We start from the raw sequence: 20,884 nt of genomic DNA, 5'->3' as shown, positions 1-20,884 counted from the left end.
CGTTACTTCCCGCGCATAAACATCTTGTCCAGCTCTGCCAGACTGATCTGGAACCAGGTCGGGCGACCGTGGTTACACTGATTGGCGCGTTCGGTGGTTTCCATATCGCGCAGCAGTGCGTTCATTTCGGTGATGCTCAGTTGGCGGTTGGCGCGCACGGCGCTATGACAGGCCAGCGTACCGAGCAGTTCATTGCGCTGTTCGGTAAGGACGTGACTGGCGCCGGATTCGCGCAGTTCGCGCAGCAAATCGCGCGCAAGCTGCGCCGGATCGGCGTTCTGCAATAGTTGCGGCACGGCACGGATAGCCAGACTGGCAGGCGACAGTGGTGCGATCTCAAAACCCATCGCCGCCAAGGTATCGGCGTGTTCAGCGGCGGCGGTCACGTCCAGCGCATCGGCGCTGATCGCAACCGGAATGAGCAATGGCTGGCTGGCGATAGCTTGTTGATCGAGCGCGGTTTTGAGCTTCTCGTACATGATGCGCTCGTGCGCCGCATGCATGTCCACCAGCACCAACCCTTCCTGATTTTGCGCGAGGATATAAACGCCGTGGATCTGCCCGATGGCGTAACCCAGGGGATGAGGTCGGGTGGCGGCAACATCGACTGGCGGAATGGCCGGCGCGGCATGCGGCGACGGCATGTCGCGCGTCATCATCTCGTAGAATCCGGCCGGTTGCGCTATGCCTAACGGCATATTGGTCTGATGGGGCGGGTTGTATGCCGTGCGAGCGGCAAATGCCGGTTGCGCAACGGGTGGATTGCCGGCCGGCTGCGCTGCATGACCGGATGTACCTGCCAGTTGCGCGTGTGCCGCCGGGTTGTCACCGGCGCATCCGGCCAAGGCCTTGTTGATGGCGTGATATAAAAACTGGTGCACGGCCCGGCTGTCGCGAAAACGCACTTCGGTCTTGGCGGGGTGCACGTTGACATCCACTGTGGCCGGATCGAGGGTGAGGAACAGGCAATAAGCCGGATGGCGGTCGTTATGCAAGACGTCGCGGTAAGCCTGACGCAACGCGTGCGCCAGCAGTTTGTCGCGGACAAAGCGGCCGTTGACGAACACATATTGCGCATCGCGATTGGCGCGCGAATAGGCGGGCAGTGCGCTCATGCCGTGCAGGCTCAGTCCGGCGGCAATCTCGGCGATATCCACTGCAGCGTGGGTGAAATCCGCGCCCAGCACGGCGGCGATACGCTCAGCCATGCTGTGGGCGCGCCAGTGCTGCACGACGCGGTCATTGTGATGCAGGCTGAAAGTGACATCGGGCCGAGCCAGCGCAATGCGGCGGAAAGTCTCGTCGCAATGGGCGTATTCGGTGGCGGCGGATTTGAGGAATTTGCGTCGTGCCGGCGTATTGAAAAACATGTCGCGCACTTCGATGGTGGTGCCGGCAGCGAGTGCGGTAGGTTGCAGTTCGCCGGGCGCTGCACCGTCGGCGCGAATCTCGAATGCGTGCGCTGCGGTCAGCGTGCGGCTGGCCAGGCGTACGCGTGCTACCGAGGCGATGCTGGCCAGCGCTTCGCCGCGAAAGCCGAGGCTGGCGACGCGTTCCAGATCTTCCAGGCTGGCGATCTTGCTGGTGGCGTGGCGTGCCAGTGCCAGACCCAGTTGCGCCTGCTCGATGCCGACGCCGTTATCCGCCACGCGTATCAATTGTGTGCCGCCCAGTTCCAGATGCACGCGGATTTCAGTCGCACCCGCATCCAGGCTGTTTTCCAGCAGTTCTTTCAATGCGGAAGCCGGGCGTTCCACGACCTCGCCCGCGGCGATCTGGCTGATCAGTAAATCGGGAAGAAGCTGGATGGTGGGCATGGAGAATAGTGTATCTGCTGCTGTCTGGTAATTGTGGATGAGTTGCCCGGCGGGCTTCACGCGATGATGTATTTTATCGCATCGCGTGAAGGATTGTTTAAACGTGCGTCAAGGATGCTGTTACTCCCGTATCGCCAACTTGGATCTGGCCGTTGCCGGATTGCTGGCGAAGTAGCGTTTGATACCGTCGACAATGGCGGTGGCGAGCTTGTCCTGATAAGCGTTGTCGGCGAGCCGTTTTTCTTCTTCCGGGTTGGAGATGAATGCGGTCTCAACCAGGATCGAAGGAATATCCGGTGCCTTGAGCACGGCGAATCCGGCCTGTTCGACTTCGCCTTTGTGCAGCCTGTTGACTTCGGAGAGCTGGGTGAGCACCGAGCTGGCGAGACGGCGGCTGTCGTTGTTGGTGGCGGTTTGCGACAGGTCGATCAGCGTTTTCGCCAGGTTCTTGTCTTTCACGCCGACATTGACGCCGCCTACCAGATCGGCGTCATTCTCCGATTTGGCCAGCCAGCGTGCTGCGGCGCTGGTCGCGCCATGTTCGGACAGGGTGAACACGCTGGAGCCGCGCGCATCGGGGCGGACGAAAGCATCGGCGTGAATGGATACGAACAGGTCGGCATTGAGACGACGTGCCTTGTTGACGCGCTCAGCCAGTGGAATGAAATAGTCGCTGTCGCGTGTCAGCACGGCGCGCATATTTTCGATATTGTCGATCTTGGCTTTGACGCGCTTGGCCACGGCCAGGGTCACATTCTTTTCCAGCGTGCCGTCGGCACCGTGGGCGCCTGGATCTTCGCCGCCATGACCGGCATCGATGGCGACGGTTATCAGTCGAGTGACCTCGAAAGCGGGTTTTTTTCCGGATTTGGCCGGTTTGCCTGTGGTCGGCATGTCATCTGTGGCAGGGTCGTTGACCTTTCCCGGCATATTGTCGTCAATGCGTGGCTGAGCATCGGACTGAGCCAGATTGAGCTTGTCGCTGTTCTCGCCGGATTTGACGCTGGCTGCGGCGGCATCGGCTGGCTTGGCCGGATAGACGTCGAGCACCAGGCGGTTGCCGTAATTGCCGACCGGTTTGAGGGTGAACACGCTGGGCTTGACCTCGCCGCGCAAGTCGAGCACAAGGCGCAGCACGCCGGGACGATTGATGCCTGCGCGCAATTTGGCGATCCACGGGTCGTTGGTGCCGATCTTGCTGGTCAGGTCTTGCATCGCCGGCGTGTTGTCAACGTCTTCCAGGTCGATGACCAGGCGCTCCGGATTGCTCAGGGTAAACAATTTGTAGTGGAGCGGCGCGGCGGATTCCAGCGTGAGCCGACTGTAATCGTTCGCCGGCCAATAGCGCACGTCGTTGATGGTGTTCGCCGCCATGGCCCATAGCGGGGTGAGGCATAACGCCGTGACGGCGTGGCGCAGCGGTATCAACCAGTGGTAGCGGGCAATTGACTCAGACATTGTTTACCTCCTTGCGTGACGGCTTCGATGACCGCAATGCGGCCTTCGCCGTCAGGCGTTAAATACAAGCGTATATCCGGGGTGGGGAGTAATTCCGCCGCTTTTTCCGGCCATTCGACCAGGCACACGCTGTCGCGATTAAAATACTCCCTGAATCCCGCTTCCTCCCATTCTAGCGCATCATTGAAGCGATATAAATCAAAGTGATATAACTTTAACCTAGAAACCTCATAAAGTTCAACCAAAGTATACGTCGGACTTTTGACTTTGCCCTGATAACCGAGGCCACGCATGATGCCGCGGGAGAGTGTGGTTTTGCCCGCACCGAGGTTGCCGTAGAGGTAGATTACCAGCCCGGGAGCGAGTGCGCGGGCGATATCGGCGCCTAGTGCAAGGGTGGCGGCCTCGTCGGCAAGGTGCCGGGAATAACGGAGCAGGGTATCATTAGCGGTATGGATCATGATCAACTCGATTTAGTGGTATTGGCGCAACAGATTAAAGTCTGGGGGGCGGAACTCGGCTTTCACGGCGTAGGCATTACTGACTGCGATCTGGGCGCGGCGGAAACCGAGCTGCTGGCCTGGTTGAGCCAAGGCTATCACGGCGAGATGGATTATATGGCAAAACACGGCACCAAGCGTACCCGTCCTGCCGAATTAATCCCTGGCACGGTGCGCGTGATCTCGGTGCGTATGGATTATCTCCCCCCAAATACGCGCGACAGCTGGGAAGTCATGAGCGAGCCGCAATCGGCTTACATTTCGCGCTATGCACTGGGCCGCGATTACCACAAGGTGATGCGCACGCAGCTGCAACGGTTGGCGGAGCGCATCAATCAGGCCGTGGGCGCATTCAATTACCGTGTATTCACCGATTCGGCGCCGGTAATGGAAGTCGCGCTGGCGAGCAAAGCCGGGCTGGGCTGGCGCGGCAAGCATACCCTGCTGCTCAATCGCGAAGCAGGATCGTGGTTCTTTCTCGGCGAAATCTATACCGATTTGCCATTACCGATAGACCAACCCGTGAGCGCACACTGCGGCGATTGCCATGCCTGCATCGATATCTGCCCGACACAGGCGATACTGGCGCCCAACGAGCTCGATGCCCGGCGCTGCATTTCCTACCTCACCATCGAACACAGCGGCGCGATTCCTGTCGAGCTGCGTCCGCTGATGGGTAACCGTATTTATGGCTGCGACGATTGTCAGTTGATATGCCCGTGGAACCGCTTTGCCAAAACCAGCAGCAGCGCCGATTTCAGTGTGCGCAACGGGCTGGATGGCCCGCAGCTGGTGGATTTGCTGGCATGGAGCGAGGACGAATTCAATCAGCGGCTGCAAGGCAGCGCCATTCGCCGCATCGGCCATGAGCGCTGGTTGCGTAATATCGCTGTCGCGCTGGGCAATGCGCCTGCCAGTCCTGAAATAGTTGCGGCGTTAAACCGGCATGCCGATCATCCGTCAGTAATCGTGCGCGAACATGTACAATGGGCGCTGTCGCAACATCAACATTCAGTCGATTAATTACTATGCAGATTGACCCCAAACAGCCCATAGGCGTATTCGATTCCGGTATCGGCGGACTGACCGTCGTGCGTGCCCTGATGGAACGCCTGCCGTTTGAAAACATCGTGTATTTCGGCGATACCGCGCGCGTGCCTTATGGCGTGAAATCGGTGGAAACCATCGCCCATTACACCACACAGATCGCACAGTTTCTGCTGGAAAAAAACGTCAAATTGCTGATTATCGCCTGCAATACCATGGCCGCTGTCGCCGCGCAGACTGTGCGCGACATGTCGCCGGTGCCGGTGCTGGACGTCATCGAGGCCGGCGCCATGGCCGCTGTCGCCGCCAGCAAGACCCACCAGATCGGCGTGATCGGCACCCCCACCACCGTCAACAGTAACACCTACGCCCGTGCCATCCACAGCCTCACCCAGGATGCCCGCATCTATTCGCAGGCCTGCCCGTTATTCGTGCCGCTTGTCGAGGAAGGCTGGCTGGATCACGATGTCACTCGCCTCACCGCGCTCGAATACCTCAAGCCGGTAATCGCCGAACACATCGACACGCTGGTGCTGGGTTGCACGCATTATCCGTTGATCAAACCCTTGCTGCAGGAAGTCATGGGCGACAATGTGAAGCTGGTCGATTCCGCCGAAGCCATGGCCAACCGCACCGCCGCGCTGCTGGCTGAGCTCAATCTCGCCAACACCAGCCATGCCCTCCCGCACTACGAATACTACGTGACCGACGTGCCGGTGAAATTCCAGACCATAGGCGAGCGTTTCCTGGGGCGGTCATTGAGTCATTTGCATGTGGTGAAGTGGTAAGCAGGGATAAGTGCATTGAATAAAGGGGAAATATGAAAGCAGTCATATTGGCCGGTGGCTTCGGTACCAGAATCAGTGAAGAAACTTCTATACGTCCAAAGCCGATGATAGAAATCGGCGGTAAGCCGATCTTGTGGCACATCATGAAAATGTACTCAGCGCATGGTGTGAACGAATTCATCATTTGCCTCGGCTACAAAGGCTATTTGATCAAGGAATATTTTGCTAACTATTTTCTGCATACCTCGGACGTGACTTTCGATATGCAGCATAACAAAATGGAAGTGCATCAGAATAGTGCCGAGCCGTGGAAAGTCACGCTGGTCGATACCGGCGATGAATCCATGACTGGCGGGCGTCTCAAGCGCGTGCGTCATTTTCTGGGAGATGATGATTTCTGCTTTACTTATGGCGACGGGGTGGGTGATGTGAATATTAGCGAGTCCATCGCCTTCCATAAGGCGAAAAACGTAATGGCAACCCTGACCGCAGTGCAACCGCCGGGACGATTCGGTGCGCTCAATCTGGAGCAGCATAAAGTGCGCGGCTTTCAGGAAAAACCGCAAGGTGATGGTGGCTGGATCAATGGCGGTTTCTTCGTATTGTCGCCAAAAGTGATTGATGAAATCAAAGATGATTTCACCATTTGGGAACGCGAACCCATGGAACAGCTTGCTGCAGCGGGGCAACTCTCGGCCTATCTGCATCATGGCTTCTGGCAGCCAATGGATACGCTGCGCGATAAAAACTATCTGGAAGAACTCTGGCAATCCGGCAAGGCGCCGTGGAAGGTGTGGTCGTGAACGCAGCTTTCTGGTCGGGCAAGAATGTATTTGTCACCGGACATACCGGTTTCAAAGGCAGCTGGCTGTGCCTGTGGCTGCAGCAGCTGGGCGCGAACGTGACCGGTTATGCCTTGCAGCCGCCAACCAATCCCAGTCTGTTCGAAGTTGCTCAAATCGGGCAGGGCATGCACTCCATCATCGGTGATATTCGTGATGGTGCGGTTCTGGTTCAGGCGATGCAGGCGGCAGCGCCGGATATTGTCATCCACATGGCGGCGCAACCGCTGGTGCGCTATTCCTATATCGAGCCGGTGGAAACCTATTCGACGAACGTCATGGGCACCGTGCATGTGCTGGAAGCTGTGCGCAAAACCCCCAGCGTGCGTGCCGTAGTCAATGTTACCAGCGACAAGTGTTACGAAAACAAAGAATGGGTGTGGGGTTACCGCGAAAACGAAGCCATGGGCGGCTATGATCCCTACAGCAGCAGCAAGGGCTGTGCAGAACTGGTGGCCTCGGCCTATCGCAATTCATTCTTCAATCCTGAAAAATACAGCGAACGCCATGTCGCGCTGGCTTCAGTGCGTGCGGGCAATGTCATCGGTGGTGGTGACTGGGCGGATGACCGCCTCATCCCCGATATTTTGCGTGCGATCAGTGCCGGCCAGCCGGTCACTATCCGCAACCCGCATGCCATCCGTCCCTGGCAGCATGTGCTGGAACCGCTCAGCGGTTATCTGCAACTGGCGCAGCGGCTGTACGAAGCCGGGGTGGATTATGCCGAGGGCTGGAATTTCGGCCCGAATGATGAAGATGCCAAACCGGTGCAGTGGATTGTGGAGCAGCTCACCGATGCCTGGGGCGAGGGGGCGAGCTGGCAGCTGGAGCAGGCAGCGCAACCGCATGAAGCGCATTACCTCAAGCTGGACTGTTCGAAAGCCAAAATGCGCCTGGATTGGCAACCGCGCTGGAGCCTGGCTACCACACTGGAAATGATCGTTGCCTGGCAACACGCCTATCTGGCGCAAGCGGACATGCGTCAGTACACCCTTAACCAAATCAGTCACTATTCATTGAGAGACTCATGAGCACAAGTACGAAAGCGCAGTTACGCGCACAAATCGCCGATCTCGTTAAGCAGTATGCCGATCTTGCCTATGAACCTGCCGCTTTCGAAGCGGGTAAGGACGTCGTGCCGCCGTCCGGCAAGGTGATCGGTGCAGCGGAGCTGCAGAACATGGTGGAGGCATCGCTGGACGGCTGGCTTACCACTGGCCGTTTCAACGATGCCTTTGAAAAACGCCTGACCGAATTCCTCGGTGTGAAGCATGCGCTCACTACCAACTCCGGGTCGTCGGCCAATCTGCTTGCTTTCTCCGCGCTCACTTCGCCTAAACTGGGTGACCGTGCCATTCAGCAGGGTGATGAGGTCATTTCGGTGGCTGCAGGTTTTCCGACAACGGTCAATCCCATTCTGCAATTCGGCGCGGTACCGGTGTTTGTCGACGTGCATCTGCCGACTTACAATATCGATCCCGCCAGCATTGAAGCGGCCATCAGTCCCAGGACCAAGGCCATTATGCTGGCACATACCCTGGGCAACCCTTACAATCTCGAAGTCATCGGCGCGCTGGCCAAGAAATATAACCTCTGGCTGATCGAAGACTGCTGCGATGCGCTTGGCTCCACCTATAACGGCAAGCTGGTCGGCACCTTCGGCGACATCGGCACGCTGAGTTTCTATCCTGCGCACCACATCACCATGGGCGAAGGCGGTGCAGTGTTCACCAATAACGACCAGCTCAAGATGATTATCGAATCGTTCCGCGACTGGGGCCGCGATTGCTATTGTCCGCCCGGCAAGGACAATACCTGCGGTAAGCGCTTCTGCTGGAAGCTCGGCGATCTGCCGGAAGGTTATGACCATAAATACACCTATTCGCATCTCGGCTATAACCTCAAAATCACCGACATGCAGGCCGCCTGCGCGCTGGCGCAGATGGATCGCGTGGAAGAATTCATCGCCGCGCGCAAAGCCAATTTCGCTTATCTTAAAGCCGGGCTGCAGAGCTGCGCAGAATTCCTGCTGCTGCCGGAGGCAACGCCGAACAGTGAGCCGTCCTGGTTCGGTTTTCCCATCACCATCAAGCCGAATGCAGATGCGAACCGGGTCGATCTGCTTCGTTATCTCGATCAGAATAAAATCGGCACGCGCTTGCTGTTTGCCGGCAATTTGACTCGTCAGCCGTACATGAAGGGGCAGAAATTCCGCGTCGCCGGTGAGTTGAGCAACACCGATACGGTGATGAATGACACGTTCTGGATTGGCGTCTACCCGGGCTTGAGCAAAGACATGCTTGATTTCGTGATCGCAAAACTGGAAGCGTTTTTCGGGGTGAATTTCTGAGATGCGTGTTGAGCAAACAGCGATATCCGGCTGTTACCAGCTGTTTCCGCTAGTGCACAAGGATCACCGCGGCAGTTTCGTGAAGACGTTCCAGCAGGAAGTGTTCGCTGCCCATGGACTGGTGACCGAATTCGCCGAGGAGTATTACTCGATTTCGCGTAAAGGCGTGCTGCGGGGGATGCACTTCCAGACCCCGCCGCATGATCATTTCAAGCTGGTGTACTGTTTGTCCGGCAAGGTCATGGATGCGATAGTCGATCTGCGCGTGGGTTCACCCACCTATCTGCAATCCGAGACCATGGAACTGGGCGCGGAGCTGGGCAACATGCTCTACATTGCGCCGGGGATTGCCCATGGCTTCTATGCACTGACTGACGAAGCCATCATGCAGTACAAGGTCACCACGGTTTACGCACCGCAGCATGATGGCGGTATCCATTGGGATAGTGCCGGCATTGCCTGGCCGGATGCAGATCCGGTACTTTCCGTGCGTGATGCCGGTTTTCCGGCGCTTGTTGATTTTCGCAGTCCGTTCGTATCCGGGTCGGGAGAACGAGGGCATGACTGAGCCACGCGTGGCACTGGTAACCGGTGGCACCGGGTTTGTGGGCGCCAATCTGGTACGCAAGCTGGTGAATGATGGCTGGGATGTTCATGCCGTAGTCCGGCCAGGGTCCGATTTGAGCATGCTGGCGGATATTGAACAGACTATCCAGGTGCATGTGCACGATGGCTCAACCGAGCAGCTGATAGAAATCGTCAAATTCGCATCTCCGCAAATAGTGTTTCACCTGGCGTCGCTGTTTCTTGCGCAGCATGCGCCGCAGGACATTGCCCCGCTGATTAACAGCAATCTGCTGTTCTCGACCCAGCTGGTCGAGGCGATGAGCGTTAATGGCGTGCGTCATTTGATCAATACCGGCACCTCCTGGCAACATTACGAGAATCAGGATTACAGTCCGGTGTGTCTGTATGCCGCGACCAAGCAGGCATTCGAGGCGGTACTGACCTATTATGTTGACGTGGCCCGGCTTGCTGCGGTCACACTGCAGCTCTTCGACACTTACGGCCCAAACGATCCGCGCGCCAAACTGTTTACCCTGCTGCGCAAAACTGCGCGTAGCGGGGAGCCGTTGCTCATGTCGCCCGGCGAGCAACTGATCGACCTGGTGTACATTGATGACGTGCTGGCGGCGTATCTGCTTGCTGCCGAGCGCTTGTTGCAGAACCGGGTCGGCAGCCATGAGATCTATGCGGTGACATCAGGCCAGCCGGTCAGATTGCGGGATCTGGTGGAGACCTATGGCCGGATTACAGGCCAGACGCTGGCAGTTGAATGGGGTGCGCGTCCTTATCGTCCTCGCGAGGTGATGTTGCCCTGGAACAGGGGGACAGTGGTACCGGGCTGGGAGCCGAAAGTCGGGCTTGCTGCCGGCATAGCGCTGATGGAACAACAGTCTCCGCGATTGCCTGAAACGATAGCGCACATGGCGGGTGGGTAGATTCGTGCCGAAGATTAGCGTCGTCATCCCTACCTATAATCGCGCGGCTTATCTGGATGCGGCGATTGCCAGCGTGCTGGCTCAGCGCGGTGCGGATTTCGAGATCATCGTTTCGGATAACTGTTCGCAGGATGAAACCGCTGCCGTAGTCGGCAAATACCTGGCAGACAGCCGTGTACGCTACCACCGCAATGAAGAAAATATCGGCATGGTGCGTAACTGGCGCAAAGCCGTGTTCGAACATGCCAGCGGTGACTGGTTCGTGCTGCTGTCGGATGATGATTATCTGGTTGATCCCGACTATCTAGCCAAGGCCAGCCGCTTGATTGAGGATAATCCGTCTGTGGTAGTGGTCTATGCAGAAGGCTATATGCTGAACGAGAGCACCGGGGAACAGAAACCGATCGTGCTGCCGTTTGAAGGTGTGGTAAAGGGCGTGGATGTGTTCCTGTCTCGGGGCACAATCAAGCCGCAGGATCTGACCTTGTGCAACATCGTATTCAATCGGTCCATGGCGGCTGAATTGAACGCATTTTCCGATCCGGACAATATTTTCTGCGATTCGGAGCTGTTCCTGAAACTGACATTACTGGGTGATGTCGGCGTGGTTAAAGGTCCCGTATCCGTTTATCGTTTTCATCCCGGCAACCTGATGAAATCGGTTAATAAATCGCCCAATCTTATTTACGGCAATCTGGATCATCTGGTTGCTCCCTACATGTTTGCCAAAGGTCGCGTCACCCCTGAACAACTGGCTATCTTCAGAAAAAACACAAAACTGGACCGTTATGTGGGTAATTCCTTGCTGCGTCTGGCGCATTACAGTTGGGATAGCTATCACATCCGTCGGCAGGAAATCGCCGGCAAGATCCCGGAAGTGATTAAGGCTATAACCAGGTCGCCCAGATTCTGGATTAAATTGCTGTTTGCCCGTTTTGGTAGCTAAGGCTTGAGATTATTGAGAATAAATGCTTAAATTCTGTATGTTCAATGGTTGAACAAACGTTTTTATGGCGCAACAGTTCACATGTTAACTGACGAATACCGCTACAAAATACTCAAAAAACTCGAAATCGAGCCTGAAGTCAGTCAGCGTGAATTAGCGCGTGAGTTGGGGATTAGTCTGGGCAAAGTAAACTTTTGCCTGAATGCATTGATAGAAAAAGGGCTGGTTAAAGTCAATAACTTTCGCCAGAGCGAAAATAAAAAAAGCTATATTTATTTACTCACCCCTAGTGGTGTTGAGGAAAAAGCGAAAATAACCGTGCAGTTTCTCAAATATAAGCTGGCGGAATACGAAGCGATAAAGGCTGAAATACAACAGTTGCAGAACGATATTGAATCCAACGTGAGATCTAAATGAAAAAAGCACTTATTACTGAGGTGGCTGGGCAGGACGGCGCCTATTTGGCTGAATTTTTGTTGGCAAAACCTGCAAATTAAAATTTGATGCTACCAATCAGTCTGACATCAACAGCCGGAAAAATATGGAATTTACTCACGCCCATTGAAAAGCGGCGTGCAATCGTATTATTGGGGCTGATGTTCATGGGTATGCTGCTGGAAACCTTGGGCGTGGGGTTGGTCATACCGGCGCTCGCATTGCTCACGCAGGGCGATGTTACATACAAATATCCGGTATTTCAGCGGGTTATGCAAGCACTGGGTTATCCGAGTCAGCAGCATCTTGTTATCGGCGGCATGCTGATGCTGGTTGGTGTGTATTTTATCAAAACACTGTTTCTGGCATTGCTTGCCTGGAAACAGACCCAATTTGCTTTTGGTATGCAGGCGCAACTTTCGCAGCGTTTATTCGCAATATACTTGCAGCAGCCTTATACCTTCCATTTGCAACGTAATTCTTCACAATTAATACGAAATGTCACCGGTGAGGTGACCCAGTTGATTGATAACGCGATACTGCCAGGCATGCTGTTGATAACTGAGTCGTTCGTGCTGTCAGGTTTGTGTGTATTGCTGTTTATTGTCGAGCCTATAGGTGCGTTAATAGTTGTGAATATATTGGGTGTTGCTACCTGGGGGTTTTATCGAATTGCGCGTAGCCGTATCGTTGCATGGGGTACCGCGCGTCAATATCATGATGGTCTGCGACTCCTGCACTTGCAGCAAGGGTTGGGCGGTGCCAAGGATGTGAAAATTTTTGGGTGTGAACAAGTGTTTTTGGATACATATCTTGAACATAATATCAAGAGCGCACGCTCTGCGCGCTTGCAGGCCACCTTGCAACAATTACCTCGCTTATGGCTGGAATTGCTGGCGGTGAGTGGTTTGGCTATATTGGTAATCAGTATGATTGAGCAGGGGCACATGCTTAATACGATTATACCGACGCTAGGCCTGTTTGCTGCGGCAGCTTTTCGAATCATGCCCTCAACCAACCGGATTCTAGGTGCAGCGCAATCGTTGCGTTATGGTTTGCCGGTAATTAACACACTCTACACGGAGCTAAATCTTGTCGTCCCGGATGTTAAGCATAAGTCAGGTCCTGATATGTTATTTCGTAACGAGTTGGTGCTAAACCACATTACTTATGCTTACCCTGATACAACTGAACCTGCTCTTAAAGACCTTTCGCTCACTATCCGGGCTGGTGAATCCGTCGGGCTTATCGGCGCAAGTGGCTCCGGCAAAAGTACCTTGATTGATATTTTATTAGGCTTGCTGCCTGTTCATGCGGGCAACGTGTTGCTGGATGGAAATGATGTACAAGAAAATCTGAGGAGTTGGCAGGATCAGATAGGTTATGTGTCGCAGTCGATCTATCTTACTGATGATAGCTTGCGGCGCAACGTGGCTTTTGGTTTGCCAGACGCGCAGATTGATAATGCTGCCGTGCAGCGCGCCATCCATGCTGCGCAACTTGATGAATTTGTGTCCAGCCTGCCAGACGGGCTGGAAACATTTGTTGGCGAGCGTGGTATTCGTCTTTCGGGTGGGCAACGCCAGCGCATAGGCATCGCACGAGCCTTGTACCGCGACCCTTCGGTATTGGTGCTGGATGAGGCGACGAGTGCGCTCGATACCGTTACCGAGCAGGAAGTAATGCAAGCAATTCAGGCGTTGCATGGCAGCAAGACTATCATTATTGTCGCGCACCGTCTTTCTACAATAGAGCATTGCGATCGATTGTATCGGCTGGAACAGGGGCGGATAGTTGAAGACGGCACACCCGGTTCGGTGTTGCGATTAACCCAATGATAATCCAGTTGTGGGAAGTAATGACGCTGATCTGTCGCGCTTAAGTACGTGGCATTTTATGAATATCTTTAAAATAGTTTCATGTTATTCTTTCGGGCGGTTTAAAGCCCACGATGGCAGTAGCATGGTAGAGTTTGAAAGCAACAAAACAATATTTTATTTAAGGTAAATTTGTGCAATTAATCCCGACAATTTTATGCGGCGGTGCTGGATCCAGGTTGTGGCCAGTCTCTCGTGAGTTACATCCCAAGCCATTCATACGTTTGAGTGGCGGGCAAAGTCTGTTGCAGAAGGCGTTTCTGCGTGGAATGCTGCTGCCTGATGTGATGGAAATACTGACCGTCACTAACCGCGAACTGTTCTTCAAAACTGAAGATGAGTTCCGAGAGGTGAACGCTGCCGTTGTTGCAACATCTTTTATTCTGGAGCCGTTCGGGCGTAATACCGCCGCAGCCATAGCTAGCGCGGCACTACAAATCAATCAAAAATACGGTCAAGATGCCATCATGTTGGTGCTCGCAGCGGATCATCTGATTGCAGATCAGCTAGCCTTTACACAAGCAGTGAGTCAAGCTGCTGAATTAGCGCTCGCTGGCAAATTGGTTACCTTTGGCATCCAGCCCGATGCACCTGAAACTGGCTATGGCTACATTGAAGCCGACGGTAATACAGTATTACGCTTCGTTGAAAAACCTACGTTAGAAAAAGCACAGGAATATCTCGCGTCTGGTCAGTTCCTGTGGAATTCTGGTATGTTCTGCTTCACGGTTGGCACCATGCTGCAACAGATGAAGCAGCATTGCCCGCAGATTCTGGTTGCCACCAAGGCGTGCATAGCGCAATCACGATCCGCTGAAGGCAATGGCTTTGCACAATTAGAGCTTGATCCCGATACCTTCGGTGGTGTACCTGATGATTCGATTGATTATGCCGTGATGGAAAAATCCGATCAGATAGCCGTTGTGCCGTGCAATATAGGCTGGAGTGATATTGGCTCCTGGACCGCATTGGGTGATCTTGCCGAGCCAGATGCCAATGGTAATCGTATACAAGGTGACACCCTGTTGCATAACACCCTTAATTGCACCATCCATAGCAATGACCGATTAATTGGCACAGTTGGTGTTGAAAACCTTATTATTATCGACACACCTGATGCGGTTCTGGTAGCCGACAAATCCTGTGCTCAGGACGTTAAATACATCTACACCAAGCTCAAAGCCAACGGTCACGAGGCGCACAAACTTCACCGTACAGCACACCATCCATGGGGTACTTACACTGTGCTGGAAGAGGGTAACGGCTTCAAGATCAAGCGCATTGAAGTCAAGCCGGATGCCAGCCTCAGCCTGCAAATGCACCACCATCGCAGCGAACACTGGGTAGTGGTGAGCGGCATGGCCAAGGTCGTCAATGGTGATCGTGAGCTTTTTGTAAATACCAATGAATCCACTTACATTCCTGCCGGGCATAAACACCGCCTGGAAAACCCGGGGTTACTTAATTTGGTGATGATAGAAGTGCAAAGTGGCGGGTATTTGGGTGAAGATGACATAGTAAGATTTGACGATAAGTATGGGCGTGCATGATGGCATCACTTATTTGCAAAACTTATAACGTTTGTGGCAAGCAAGCATTGTTGATTGAGGTGCAAACCTGATCTGGAAAATGCTAAAGCCGGTATGGGCGTATCGTGGTTTCATTCTGGGAAACGTTAAAAGGGAGCTTTTCTCTAAATCCACTGACTACTGAGCACCTGAGTTTGAGCGCAGCATTGCCTGGAGCGACCCGTCCATCAGCATCAAACGGCTCGTCCAAGGCGAACCCACATTGTCCATAAAGAATCAACAAGCCAAGCCATTGGCAGAAGCGGAGCACTTCGCATGACTAACTCATCTTCATCAACAGTGATCAATCCTCACGCCGCCCAACCCACATCCCTCATGGCGTTGGCCAAAAGTATCTGGCGCAACCGCCAGCTCATTGTGCAAATGACCAAGCGCGAAGTGGTAGGCCGCTACCAAGGCTCGGCCATGGGACTAATCTGGTCATTCCTTAACCCCCTGTTCATGCTGGCGGTGTATACCTTTGTGTTTTCCGAGATTTTCAAATCGCGCTGGGGTGGGATCGGTGGTGACGATAGCAAAACGCAATTCGCCTTAGTGTTGTTTGTCGGCATGATTGTGCTAGGTTTATTTAGCGAAGTAGTCAGCCGCGCCCCTGGATTAATTCTTGCCAACGTCAATTACGTCAAGAAAGTGGTATTTCCGATTGAGATACTGCCAGTCATTACGATGGGTGCAGCGTTATTTCACAGCCTCATAAGCCTTGGAGTATTGCTGACCGCCTTTGCAATCTTCAACGACTACTTGCACTGGACAGTGATTTTCACACCATTGATACTGCTGCCGCTGGTTATCATGACCCTTGGTCTGGCTTGGATGCTGGCATCCTTAGGCGTATTTCTGCGCGACGTTGGGCAAACCATCGGCATAATTATTACCGTGTTGTCGTTTCTTTCCCCTGTCTTGTATCCAGTGAGCGCAGTGCCGGAAAGATTCCGCCCGTTTATTATGGCCAATCCACTCACCTTCATTATTGAACAAGCCCGTGAAGTGCTGATCTGGGGACATTTTCCGAACTGGCTTGGCTTGGGTGTTTACACATTAGTGGCTACCATCGTGGCTTGGTTAGGCTACGCTTGGTTCCAAAAAACCAGAAAGGGATTTTCTGATGTCCTCTAACGATATTGCCATCCGCGTGCAGAGCCTTAGCAAGTGTTACGAAATCTACGACACCCCACGTGATCGGCTTAAGCAGTTTATCGCGCCGCGTCTGCAGAGGCTAGCCGGGAAACCACCTAGGCAATACTTCCGCGAATTCTGGGCGCTCAAAGACGTGTCATTTGACATTAAAAAAGGCGAAACTTTCGGCATTATCGGGCGTAATGGTAGTGGGAAATCTACTCTGTTGCAAATGATCTGCGGCACGCTTAATCCAACCAGTGGCAGTATTCAAACCTATGGCCGCATCGCTGCTTTACTAGAGTTAGGCTCTGGATTTAACCCGGAATTCACCGGGCGTGAGAATGTATATTTGAATGCCTCGGTGCTAGGTTTAAGTAAGGAAGAAATCGATGCACGCTTTGATGATATTGCCGCTTTTGCAGATATTGGTCAGTTTATTGAACAGCCTGTTAAGACCTACTCCAGCGGTATGTATGTTCGTCTTGCCTTTGCCGTGATTGCGCATGTGGATGCTGACATTTTAATAGTTGATGAAGCGCTGTCAGTCGGCGATGCGGTGTTTACACAGAAATGCATGCGTTTCATCCGCAACTTTCAGGAAAATGGGTCGCTGCTTTTTGTAAGTCACGATGCAGCATCGGTGCAAAATCTTTGCAACTTCGGTATTTGGCTCAAGAATGGCATGATTGAACAGGTTGGCACAGCAAAGAGTGTATCGGAAGCATATTTTCAATACACGATGCAGGAAATCTATGGTGATGATTCAAAGCTGATTTCAATGGTACCTGCTGCTCTCGTCGATGAAGCGTGTACATCTGAAATAGTTCCTGACACAGAGGTGCCACCTAGGATTGGCAATTGCGATAAGTCTTCAGTATGTGACAATATCAATGCAGCTAAAGGCTGGAAAACCGGCGGGGCGCATATTGTTTCTGTTTCTCTTAGGCGGTTGTCGCCAGGGTCGGAAGCCGTATTCGAAGGCGGGGAGCGTGTACGTATGACACTGCGTGCCAAAGCGAATGAACCGCTGCAAAATCCAATTCTTGGCTTCCTTGTGCGTGACCGTTTGGGGCAAGACTTGTTCGGTGAAAATACGCTTCCCTTTACCAACCGCGTGTCAACTCCGATTGAGGCGGGCATGACATTCGAGGGTACTTTCGAATTCATTTTCCCTATGTTGCCTAATGGACAATATGCAGTAATGGCGTCCGTCGCCGATGGTGATGCTTACGACAATCTACAGCATCACTGGATGCATGACGCGTTGATCATCAATGTGTACTCCAGCAAAATTAGATATGGGCTGGTCGGCATTCCATTTGAGAGGGTTAGTCTAGAGGTAATCAATGAGTAAAAAGACAGTTTTTCAACTTTACGAAGAGCATGTTGGCAAGGTATCAGACAAATGGTTCTTGTATCTGAATGAATATAACCGTTTGCTTTATGGCTATCAGGATAAGCCGGTACGTTTACTTGAAATCGGAATACAGAATGGTGGTTCATTGGAGATTTTGAGTTGCTATTTTTCAAAAGCAGAGAAAATTATCGGTTGTGATATAGATCAGAGATGCGAGCAACTTCGATTCGATGACCATCGAATTTCGATTGTTGTTGGAGATGTCAATTCAGATGATTGTCAGCAGCGTATCCTTCAACAGTCTACGTCCTTCGATATTATTGTTGACGATGGCTCACATAAGTCTAGCGACATTGTGCGTGCATTTGCCCGGTACTTCCCATACTTAAATGATGGGGGTATTTATGTGGTGGAGGATCTCCATTGTAGTTATTGGGAAGATTTTGAGGGTGGGATATACAACCCTTTGTCATCGGTTGCTTTCTTTAAAAGATTGGCGGATGTTGTTAATTTTGAGCATTGGAGAAATAACAAATCCAGAAATGATTTATTGAAAGGATTTGCGGCACATTTTGATGTGGATTTCGATGATTATGATCTTGCAAGGATACACTCCATCGAATTTATAAATTCATTGTGCATCATCAGAAAATTTTCTCCTGAAGAAAATGTGATCGGCAAGCGATTTGTTGTCGGATCAGAGGGGTTTTCGACAAATGGATGGCAACGACTTAATGCCACTTCGATTCAAGATGTCTCAATGGGCAAAATGGATGATGGATCTTTGGACGTTTTTGAGTTGGGTAATAAGGTAAGTGAGTTGGGTAATAAGGTAAATGAGTTGGGTAATAAGGTAAATGAGTTGGGTAATAAGGTAAGTGAGCGAGATGAATCAATAGCTTTACTAAACCAACAATTATCTCAAATTATCTCAAGTAATTCTTGGCGAATAACCTTGCCATTACGTGAGGCACACCTTTGGCTTTCCTCCCCAAAACAGCAAGCCAAAAGGTATGTAAGAGGGGGGGTACGTTTGGCAAAACGTAAGTATCAATCACTCCCCTTGAGCTATCAAGTCAAAGCAGCGCATAGAAACACTCTTGCAAAGTATTTTCCCAGTCTGTTATTGATAAGCGGTAGTCCTTCAGCAACAATCCGAAATCCGCACAAAATATCTAATGGGATTTCAAGCTCCATGCGGCTTCTAAACAGTGTCCGTAGGTATGGGTTTGTAAGATCAGGATGTCGTGTGTTTGAGCTAATGCATGAACAGGGATTAACTTATACATTTAAAAAACTTGTACAACACTTGAAAAAATCTAGGGACATCCAATTTATAAATCCTGATATTGATTTTAATAAGTTACGTAATAACGCAAATAATGAAGCTTTAAATTATTGTAGTAATAATCAACAAAATATACTTATTGTCATCCCGTCATACAATGACCAGGTAGTATTAGAGGAATGTCTTCATTCTATCTGCAGCGCAGAAAGCAAAGTAAATTATAGAGTTATCATATGCGATGATAATTCACCTGATATGCATAAGCAGTGGCTAACTCAATTAGAGTGCCAATATACTTGGCTTTCAGTCTGTTACGGTGAGAAAAATATTGGCTTTGCAGGGAATGTGAATCGTGGCTTGTCTGCAGCGCTTGCAGACGAGCATGTTGTTTTGCTAAATAGTGATACCATCGTGTCTAATTTCTGGCTTGATAATCTGGTCTTTTCCTCATTTGTAAAAGGCGCAGATATAGTTTGTGGTAAGCTGGCCTATCCAGGTGGCGATATACAATATTACGGTGGTATGCGCAACCCAATTGAAAGTGATTGGTTTATGCATAATCATCATATGGAACGATTAGAAAGTGCAACAACCTTTTTCGAACAATATACCTTGTACGCAACTGGTGCATGTATGTACATTACCAGTCATGCATTAACGAAGCTAGGTCAGTTAGATGAACAATATGGAATGGCATTTGAGGATGTCGATTATTCCCTAAGAGCTTGGAAAAAGCAGTTAAAGGTTTGCCTGTCCCCTTTCTGCATAGTGACACATTTGGAGTCGGTTACACGGAGTAGAGTACAGGGTACCAGAGAGCTAAACTCAAAAGCTTATTTCTGGGAAAAGAACGCAACTTTCTTTAAACGTAACGTAATATCTAATAAGACGGGCACACCCAAAATTATTTACGTTACTCAAGATTGTGGCGTGGGGGGCGGACATAGGTTTATCTTTCAACACATTGCAGCTCTTTACAAACTGAAGTTTGATGTGGAGTTGTGGACCTTAGGTACGAAACCTAACTGGTACAATTTAGATAAAAATATACCATTTAAAACATTTAGTAATTACAGTCAGCTAACCACAGAATTAGCTGAGGTGAATGCTATTAAGGTTGCGACGTGGTGGGAAACTGCTGAGCCTGTCTGGCTAGCAAGCTCAGTTAATGGCATTCCTGCTTATTATGTTCAAGATATTGAGTCGAGTTATTACATAAAACGAGGAGAGTTATTAACTGCTGCCAAGGTTGCCTCAATGTATATGCCAGAGTTCAAATATTTAACGTATGCCACTTGGATAAAAGACAAACTTGAGTTAGATTTTAAGAGGCCTGCTGAATGTGTTGGATTCTATTTAGACCAGGATAAGTTTTATCGGGATAAGGCAATAAAGAAGAAACCTCAGATATTAGTATTTGCACGAGGGGAACCCCTTAAAAATTTCGCATACACTAAAAAAATACTATCCAAAATTCAAACTCTGGACAGTAGGTATACTGTGGTTGCAGTCGGTCCAGATGAATCACTCGTAAAGGATATAGATGGATGTGTTTTCGTGCGAACACCAAACGATCAAGAGCTCAATAAAATATACAATGAATCAATCGCAATAATTCAAACATCAACGCACGAAGGGCTGAGCCTGCCTCCATTAGAGGGCATGTTATGTGAATGCCTTGTATTCTGCACAGATGCCTTTGGAAATCGAGCGTATATAGAGCCCGGTATTAATTGTGTATTGTTGCCCTCAAATGATGCAGGACTTAGCGCGTCTGCTATTGTTGAAGCATTGTCTGATTCTGAGGGAAATCAAAGAAATAATATGATTAATAATGCGTTTAATACAGCAATGAAATATCAGGCACTTGAATTGGAAACCAGCTTATCCAAGTTTTATTTGGATGTAGCGTCGAAGGAATATGGCGTTTACTAATGCTGTTTTGGTATAACCAAGCACTGGAGTGACA

General features: G+C 51.4%; 17 protein-coding genes. 14 read left to right on the top strand and 3 right to left on the bottom strand.

Features of this window, described 5'->3' with window-relative positions; all coding sequences use genetic code 11:
• Positions 1-2 precede the first annotated feature (2 nt).
• From mutL to tsaE, 3 genes are all read right to left on the bottom strand, one after another.
• Positions 3-1,817 (bottom strand): DNA mismatch repair endonuclease MutL, encoded by a 1,815-nt coding sequence (gene mutL / locus CAP31_RS11890; RefSeq protein ID WP_087447728.1) that lies wholly within the window; start codon positions 1,815-1,817, stop codon positions 3-5.
• A 120-nt stretch (positions 1,818-1,937) separates the two neighbouring features.
• Complete coding sequence (locus CAP31_RS11885) at positions 1,938-3,275, bottom strand: N-acetylmuramoyl-L-alanine amidase (RefSeq protein ID WP_087447727.1); 1,338 nt, start codon at positions 3,273-3,275, stop codon at positions 1,938-1,940.
• The gene (tsaE, locus tag CAP31_RS11880; RefSeq protein ID WP_087447726.1) at positions 3,242-3,736 is read right to left on the bottom strand and encodes a tRNA (adenosine(37)-N6)-threonylcarbamoyltransferase complex ATPase subunit type 1 TsaE; all 495 of its coding nucleotides are present in this window, start codon (positions 3,734-3,736) and stop codon (positions 3,242-3,244) included. The genes CAP31_RS11885 and tsaE overlap by 34 nt, the downstream gene beginning before the upstream one ends.
• Here tsaE and queG point away from each other — a divergent pair.
• The 14 genes from queG to CAP31_RS11810 all read left to right on the top strand — a co-directional run bounded on the left by queG (position 3,728) and on the right by CAP31_RS11810 (position 20,850).
• The gene (gene queG, locus CAP31_RS11875; protein ID WP_087447725.1) at positions 3,728-4,798 is read left to right on the top strand and encodes a tRNA epoxyqueuosine(34) reductase QueG; all 1,071 of its coding nucleotides are present in this window, start codon (positions 3,728-3,730) and stop codon (positions 4,796-4,798) included. The genes tsaE and queG overlap by 9 nt on opposite strands.
• A 5-nt stretch (positions 4,799-4,803) precedes the next feature.
• Positions 4,804-5,610, top strand: coding sequence for a glutamate racemase (gene murI / locus CAP31_RS11870; RefSeq protein ID WP_087447724.1), 807 nt, complete (start codon positions 4,804-4,806; stop codon positions 5,608-5,610).
• 32 nt (positions 5,611-5,642) lie between these two features.
• Positions 5,643-6,413, top strand: coding sequence for a glucose-1-phosphate cytidylyltransferase (rfbF, locus tag CAP31_RS11865; protein WP_087447723.1), 771 nt, complete (start codon positions 5,643-5,645; stop codon positions 6,411-6,413).
• Complete coding sequence (rfbG, locus tag CAP31_RS11860) at positions 6,410-7,483, top strand: CDP-glucose 4,6-dehydratase (RefSeq protein ID WP_087448381.1); 1,074 nt, start codon at positions 6,410-6,412, stop codon at positions 7,481-7,483. Before rfbF ends, rfbG begins: the two co-directional genes overlap by 4 nt.
• Positions 7,480-8,802, top strand: a complete 1,323-nt coding sequence (gene rfbH / locus CAP31_RS11855; RefSeq protein ID WP_087447722.1) for a lipopolysaccharide biosynthesis protein RfbH — start codon at positions 7,480-7,482, stop codon at positions 8,800-8,802. Before rfbG ends, rfbH begins: the two co-directional genes overlap by 4 nt.
• Position 8,803: 1 nt before the next feature.
• Positions 8,804-9,370, top strand: a complete 567-nt coding sequence (locus tag CAP31_RS11850; RefSeq protein ID WP_087447721.1) for a dTDP-4-dehydrorhamnose 3,5-epimerase family protein — start codon at positions 8,804-8,806, stop codon at positions 9,368-9,370.
• A complete protein-coding gene (locus CAP31_RS11845) occupies positions 9,363-10,304 on the top strand; it encodes an NAD(P)-dependent oxidoreductase (protein WP_087447720.1) in 942 nt (313 codons plus the stop codon). Before CAP31_RS11850 ends, CAP31_RS11845 begins: the two co-directional genes overlap by 8 nt.
• A 4-nt stretch (positions 10,305-10,308) precedes the next feature.
• A complete protein-coding gene (locus CAP31_RS11840) occupies positions 10,309-11,250 on the top strand; it encodes a glycosyltransferase family 2 protein (RefSeq protein ID WP_157662744.1) in 942 nt (313 codons plus the stop codon).
• Between the two features lie 81 nt (positions 11,251-11,331).
• Positions 11,332-11,667 carry a MarR family EPS-associated transcriptional regulator gene (locus tag CAP31_RS11835; RefSeq protein ID WP_087447718.1) on the top strand — a complete coding sequence of 112 codons (336 nt, stop codon included), beginning with the start codon at positions 11,332-11,334 and terminating at the stop codon, positions 11,665-11,667.
• Positions 11,668-11,753: 86 nt separating this feature from the next.
• Positions 11,754-13,523, top strand: a complete 1,770-nt coding sequence (locus tag CAP31_RS11830; RefSeq protein ID WP_223247274.1) for an ABC transporter ATP-binding protein — start codon at positions 11,754-11,756, stop codon at positions 13,521-13,523.
• 173 nt (positions 13,524-13,696) lie between these two features.
• Positions 13,697-15,112 (top strand): mannose-1-phosphate guanylyltransferase/mannose-6-phosphate isomerase, encoded by a 1,416-nt coding sequence (locus CAP31_RS11825; RefSeq protein WP_087447717.1) that lies wholly within the window; start codon positions 13,697-13,699, stop codon positions 15,110-15,112.
• A gap of 294 nt (positions 15,113-15,406) precedes the next feature.
• The gene (locus CAP31_RS11820; RefSeq protein ID WP_087447716.1) at positions 15,407-16,267 is read left to right on the top strand and encodes an ABC transporter permease; all 861 of its coding nucleotides are present in this window, start codon (positions 15,407-15,409) and stop codon (positions 16,265-16,267) included.
• Entirely contained in the window at positions 16,257-17,624 is a 1,368-nt protein-coding gene (locus tag CAP31_RS11815; protein ID WP_087447715.1) for an ABC transporter ATP-binding protein, read from the top strand. Before CAP31_RS11820 ends, CAP31_RS11815 begins: the two co-directional genes overlap by 11 nt.
• A complete protein-coding gene (locus CAP31_RS11810) occupies positions 17,617-20,850 on the top strand; it encodes a glycosyltransferase (RefSeq protein WP_087447714.1) in 3,234 nt (1,077 codons plus the stop codon). Before CAP31_RS11815 ends, CAP31_RS11810 begins: the two co-directional genes overlap by 8 nt.
• Positions 20,851-20,884 lie beyond the last annotated feature (34 nt).

This window comes from Sulfuriferula sp. AH1, assembly GCF_002162035.1.
Classification (GTDB): Bacteria; Pseudomonadota; Gammaproteobacteria; order Burkholderiales; family Sulfuriferulaceae; genus Sulfuriferula.
Note: the sequence above shows the minus strand (reverse complement) of the source record. Positions and strands in the feature narration are given on the sequence as shown.

Bases quoted from the DNA above. Each gene is read 5' to 3' on its own strand.
- CAP31_RS11815 (WP_087447715.1), top strand. From the start codon at position 16,257: ATGTCCTCTAACGATATTGCCATCCGCGTGCAGAGCCTTAGCAAGTGT.
- CAP31_RS11820 (WP_087447716.1), top strand. From the start codon at position 15,407: ATGACTAACTCATCTTCATCAACAGTGATCAATCCTCACGCCGCCCAA.
- CAP31_RS11845 (WP_087447720.1), top strand. From the start codon at position 9,363: ATGACTGAGCCACGCGTGGCACTGGTAACCGGTGGCACCGGGTTTGTG.
- rfbF (WP_087447723.1), top strand. From the start codon at position 5,643: ATGAAAGCAGTCATATTGGCCGGTGGCTTCGGTACCAGAATCAGTGAA.
- queG (WP_087447725.1), top strand. From the start codon at position 3,728: ATGGATCATGATCAACTCGATTTAGTGGTATTGGCGCAACAGATTAAA.
- CAP31_RS11830 (WP_223247274.1), top strand. From the start codon at position 11,754: ATGCTACCAATCAGTCTGACATCAACAGCCGGAAAAATATGGAATTTA.
- CAP31_RS11885 (WP_087447727.1), bottom strand. From the start codon at position 3,275: ATGTCTGAGTCAATTGCCCGCTACCACTGGTTGATACCGCTGCGCCAC.
- tsaE (WP_087447726.1), bottom strand. From the start codon at position 3,736: ATGATCCATACCGCTAATGATACCCTGCTCCGTTATTCCCGGCACCTT.
- mutL (WP_087447728.1), bottom strand. From the start codon at position 1,817: ATGCCCACCATCCAGCTTCTTCCCGATTTACTGATCAGCCAGATCGCC.
- CAP31_RS11850 (WP_087447721.1), top strand. From the start codon at position 8,804: ATGCGTGTTGAGCAAACAGCGATATCCGGCTGTTACCAGCTGTTTCCG.
- murI (WP_087447724.1), top strand. From the start codon at position 4,804: ATGCAGATTGACCCCAAACAGCCCATAGGCGTATTCGATTCCGGTATC.
- rfbH (WP_087447722.1), top strand. From the start codon at position 7,480: ATGAGCACAAGTACGAAAGCGCAGTTACGCGCACAAATCGCCGATCTC.
- CAP31_RS11810 (WP_087447714.1), top strand. From the start codon at position 17,617: ATGAGTAAAAAGACAGTTTTTCAACTTTACGAAGAGCATGTTGGCAAG.
- CAP31_RS11835 (WP_087447718.1), top strand. From the start codon at position 11,332: ATGTTAACTGACGAATACCGCTACAAAATACTCAAAAAACTCGAAATC.